This is a genomic window from uncultured Methylobacterium sp., assembly GCF_964251405.1.
Lineage (GTDB): Bacteria > Pseudomonadota > Alphaproteobacteria > Rhizobiales > Beijerinckiaceae > Methylobacterium.
On record NZ_CAXUJR010000084.1, the window covers coordinates 1 to 4,580 of the forward strand.

The following is a 4,580-nucleotide window of genomic DNA, read 5'->3' on the forward strand; positions in this document are numbered from 1 at the left end:
AGGGTTTCGCGGGTGCCGAGCACGTTCGATTCGGCCCGCCGGGTCTGATTGTCCGTCTGGAAGCCGTTAAACAGGGTCTGGTTGATGGTTAGGCCGGCGCCGCCGGGGCGCGTGACCTGATTACGGCTGAATCCGCTCGATGTGCCCTGGAACTGGCTCAGGCCGATATCGGCACTCAGGTTCACGGTCGGGCGATAGCCCGACTGAGCCTGCGCCACGTTCTCGTCCGTCGCACGAAGCCCGGCACGTGTGGCATTGAGAAGGGGATTGGCCCGGTATGCACGGGCGAGCGCCGTCTCCAACGTCTCCGCCATGGCGGGCGCCGCTGTGATGAGCGACACTCCGACCCCGGCGAACAGGCCAAGAGCAGGCGCGGCGAAACCGGCCAGCGCAAGCCCTGCCCGGATCGCGGATTTCCGTTCTCTCACGTCCATCAGCCCTTGCGGTTTCTCGATAAGCCGGACGACCGCTTCGTCGCGGTCGCGGCGCCTGAGCGCTTTCCGGCAGTGGCCCGCCTCACTGCTCTGTATAACCGAGCTTGGCCCCTGCGGCACAGTGCCGAGCGGGTCACGCGGTCCGAATCGTGGGGAACTGCCGTATAAAAGCGACACCTCCAAAGGGGTCGCTCAAAAGGAGAAGCCGCTCGCGATGGTGAAGCCCGGCAGCGCCGGCAGTGCCGCATCGAAGAGCGGGCGCGAGCCGAAGGAGGAGCCCGACCGCACGAACAGCGTCGCCTTGGCGGCGCGGTCGCGCCCCATCACGCAGACGAGGCGCCCGCCGTCGCCGAGCTGGTCGAGGAGGCTCTGCGGCCGCATCTCGACCCGGCCGTTGACCAGGATCGCATCGAAGGGTCCGTTCTCCGCCGCCCCGGCTTCGACAGGACCTTCCACCACGGCGAACCCCAGGCTGTCGGCGAGACGCTCGCGCGCCGCTGCCGCCAGGGCGGGATCGGATTCGAGGGCGATGCCCTCGGCGCCGAGGCGGCCGAGGACGGCCGCGCCGTACCCGTAGCCGGCGGCGGCATCGAGGACGCGGTTGCCCGGCTCCACCGCCAGGGCCTGGACCATGCGGGCGAGCAGCATCGGCGCCGGCATCACGCGTTCGGGCCCGAGCCGCAGCGCCTGGTCGATATAGGCGAAATCCTCGCGGCCCGGAGGCACGAAGCGCTCGCGGGGCACCGCATCGAAGGCGTCGAGCACCGCGACGTCGTTCACGTCGAAGGTCCGCAACTGGCAATCGACCATGAGGCGTCTCGCCTGAGCATAATCGAGCATCGGTGCCTCTCTCCCACGACCGCCCTCGGTGGGCCGCGGCAAGGGAGCCGCCTGTGAGAAGAACGGCGATCCAAGCTTGAGCGGCGAAGGCCCGCGGGTTGTCGAGGATCGGCCCTGAAAACGCAAGGTTCCGAGTGTCGAACGCCGGCGCAAGGAGCAGAGGATGGATATTGGAGGCCTCGGAGGGAATCGAACCCCCGTACGAGGATTTGCAGTCCTCTGCGTCACCACTCCGCCACGAGGCCTCGTTTGGCGCGGGCTCGATCGTCGAGCCGTGCCATGCTTGTCCGGAGCGGGCGGCCGCACCGGGGCGACCGGGTCTCTAGCAGAGCCTGGGGGCCATGGGCAACGGCCATCGTGACATCGCCGTCACGGCTGTGAGCTCGGATCGTGACGGATTCGTGAAACCTCCGATTCCGACCCTTGCGCCGCGCTGCGGTGCTGTGTAGAGACCCGGCCGTGGTCCCCGATAGCTCAGTTGGTAGAGCAAGCGACTGTTAATCGCTTTGTCGTAGGTTCGAGTCCTACTCGGGGAGCCAATCCTTCCAATGGTTGTGATCGATTAGCCAAGCTTCTTGAAGCGAAGCATTCTCGCATCGTGCCACGAAGGCCGGTACGCGCCCGTGAAGATCTTGCCGAGGCGAACATGCTCCATCGCCCGGAGCCCGGATCGGGCCGGAACTCGGGATGATCGCGCGCCACACCCTCACCTATCTCGGCTCGCGCGGCTTGGCGGCGGCCCTGAACATGGCCTCGGTGGCGGTGTTCACGCGCCTGGCGCCCGCCGAGACGTTCGGGGCCTATCTCCTCATGGTGTCGTGGTCCCTGCTTCTCTACAGCGCCACGTCTCAATGGCCGAAATTCGCGTTTTTCGCCCTCTACGACGAGGCGCGGGCGGCAGTGCAGACCGCCACGGTGCTGCGGCTCCTCGGCATCATGGTCCTGTTGAGCGGGCTCGTCTGCGCCGCGGCCTGCGTTCTCGGCCTCGTCTCGGTCCCCGTCGCCGCAGCCCTCCTGGCCTCGGGGGCCGGGATGACGCTGTTCGAGGCCGCCGCCGAGATCGGCCGCACCCGGTTGGCGGTCCATGCCGTGGCCGCTTCGGTCGTCCTGCGCGCCGTCCTGGTGCTGGGATTCGGCAGCGCCTCCCTCGTGGTTTCAGGACACCCCCTCGACCTCCTCCTCGCCACGGCGCTGGCCAATGCGCTCGCCGCTCTCCCGGCCCTCGTGGTCATCGCGCCGTTGCTGCGCGGCCGCGGGAGCCTCATGGAGATGCGCCGGATCCTGGCCTATGGCTGGCCGCTGATCCTGTCCTTCAGCGCGGCGGCCCTGGCGCAGACGATCGACCGCCTCCTCGTCGGCGGTATCCTCGGGGTACGCGAACTCGGTGCCTACGGCGCCTTCTCGGATTTCCTGCGCCAGAGCTTCGTCGTGTTCGGCGAGGCCATCGCGCTCGCCCTCGTCTCCATCGCCAAGCGCGACGCCAGAGCCGGCGGCATGGCGGCGGCGCGCCCGGTCCTGGCGGATGCCGTGCGGCTGATGGCCATGGTCGCCGCCTTCGGCGCCGTGTTCGTTCTGACCTTCGAAGGGCTCATCGTCTCCACCCTGCTCGGATCGGGCTACCGCGACACGGCCCTCTCCGTCGCCCCCCTCCTCCTCGTCGCGAGCATCCTCGTCATGTTCCGGGCCTATTACTTCGGGCAGGTGATCTACTTCTCGCCCACGAGTCGTCTCGAGGCCGTGGCGTCGGTGGCGACGCTCTGCACCGTCGCCCTCCTGTCGGTCCTGCTGATCCCGCGCCACGGCATCGCAGGGGCGGCCTTCGCCGCCATGCTCGGCCAGGGCGTGGCCTGCCTCGTCCTCGTCCTCGGAGCCGACGTCGCCGTGCGCCTGCCGATCCCCTGGGGCGATCTCGGCGTCATCGCCCTCGGTGCCCTGGCCTGCCGATTGGTGATCCTCTCGATCGATACGATCGCTCTCGGGGGCACCGGGATCGCCCTCGACCTGACCCTCATCGCGCTCTGCGCGGGTGGGGTCGGCTGGCACCTCAACCTGATCGGCCTTGCCGACCTCGCGCGGCGACGCCTGCGGCGGGCCTCGTGACGGAGCGCCTCGACCAGACGCATGGGCCGACCAGTCGCGCCGGCGGGCTCGTCATGGCCCTGAGACCGCTCGAGGCGGGCGCGCCCTGGCTCGGCGCCTGGCGCGCTCTCGCGGACGGTCCCGCCTTCGACAACCTCTTCTACGATCCCGATTTCGCTCTTCCGGCCGCCGGACCCTTCGGCGCGGGCCTGCTGCGCGTGATGCTGGTGGGCGACCGCCCGCCGGAGGAGCCGGGCCTGCGCCTCCTCGCCCTATGGCCGATCCGGGTCACCCGCGCCCGCTGGGGCCTGTCGCTGGCGCTCGGCTGGATGCATCCCTTCGGCATCTTCGGCGTCCCCCTCCTCGATCCGGCCGAGCCCCAGCGCGCGCTGGAGGCCCTGTTCGCGGGTCTGCGCCGCTTCGGCCACCGGCGCGCGATGCTGACCCATGTGCCCACGGACGGCCCTTTCGCCGACCTGCTGTCGGATTGGGCCGAGCGGGCGGGCGCCCGGCGTACTCCGTTCTGGAGTCATGCCCGGGCGCTGCTCGATCTCACGGGGAAGGATGCCGCCGGACGCGCGGGCTATCTCGGCCACCTCTCGGCCCGCCGCCGCCGCCGCCTGCGCCAGTCGCGCGAGCGCCTGGAGGCGAAGGGCGCGCTCGTCTTCGAGACCGCGCGTGAGCCCGCCGCGATCACCGCAGCCCTCGACGATTTCGTCGCCCTCGAAGGCGGCGGCTGGAAGGGGACGGCCGGTACGGCGCTGGCCCGCCGCCCCGCCGAGGCGGCCTTCATCGCTTCCGCGGTCCAGGCCTTCGCCCGCGGCGGGCGCATGCGCATCGACCGCCTGCACCAGGATGGCCACAGCCTCGCCTCGGCCCTCACCTTCAAGACCCGCCGCCGGGTCTGGTGCCTGAAGATCGCCTTCGACGAGTCCGCCGCCCGCGACTCCCCCGGCGCACAGCACCTCCACCATCTGACCCAAAGCCTGATCGACGATCCCGACGTGACGGTGGCCGATTCCTGCGCGCCGCCGGACTTCTTCCTGGCCGAGACCTTCTGGTCCGAGCGCTTGCCGCTCGCCCACATCCTCGTCGAGACCGCGGCCGGCGATCCCCTCTATGGCCTCGCGATCCGCTTCGAGGGCCTGCGCGCCTCCGCCGTCAGGACGATGAAGCGGCTGCGGAGCAGGCGTGAGGCGCCTGTGGAGAAGGCCCCCGTGGAGAAGG

Annotated in this window: 4 protein-coding genes and 2 tRNA genes; 3 read left to right on the top strand and 3 right to left on the bottom strand. The window is 70.0% G+C overall.

The features are described 5' to 3' along the window. The 3 genes from ACFE7U_RS14155 to ACFE7U_RS14165 all read right to left on the bottom strand — a co-directional run. On the bottom strand, positions 1-434 hold a 434-nt coding region (locus tag ACFE7U_RS14155; RefSeq protein ID WP_375410379.1), incomplete at its 3' end, for a TolC family protein. A 192-nt stretch (positions 435-626) separates the two neighbouring features. After that, the gene (locus ACFE7U_RS14160) at positions 627-1,274 is read right to left on the bottom strand and encodes a protein-L-isoaspartate O-methyltransferase (RefSeq protein WP_375410362.1); all 648 of its coding nucleotides are present in this window, start codon (positions 1,272-1,274) and stop codon (positions 627-629) included. 171 nt (positions 1,275-1,445) lie between these two features. Beyond that, positions 1,446-1,519: transfer RNA gene (locus ACFE7U_RS14165), tRNA-Cys, on the bottom strand. Positions 1,520-1,737: 218 nt separating this feature from the next. Between ACFE7U_RS14165 and ACFE7U_RS14170 the strand changes: the two genes are divergently transcribed. From ACFE7U_RS14170 to ACFE7U_RS14180, 3 genes are all read left to right on the top strand, one after another. Continuing rightward, positions 1,738-1,813, top strand: a tRNA-Asn gene (locus tag ACFE7U_RS14170). 148 nt (positions 1,814-1,961) lie between these two features. Next, a complete protein-coding gene (locus tag ACFE7U_RS14175; protein ID WP_375410363.1) occupies positions 1,962-3,374 on the top strand; it encodes a lipopolysaccharide biosynthesis protein in 1,413 nt (470 codons plus the stop codon). 53 nt (positions 3,375-3,427) lie between these two features. Further along, positions 3,428-4,580, top strand: a 1,153-nt coding sequence (locus tag ACFE7U_RS14180) for a GNAT family N-acetyltransferase (RefSeq protein ID WP_375410364.1), incomplete at its 3' end; no start/stop codon positions are given.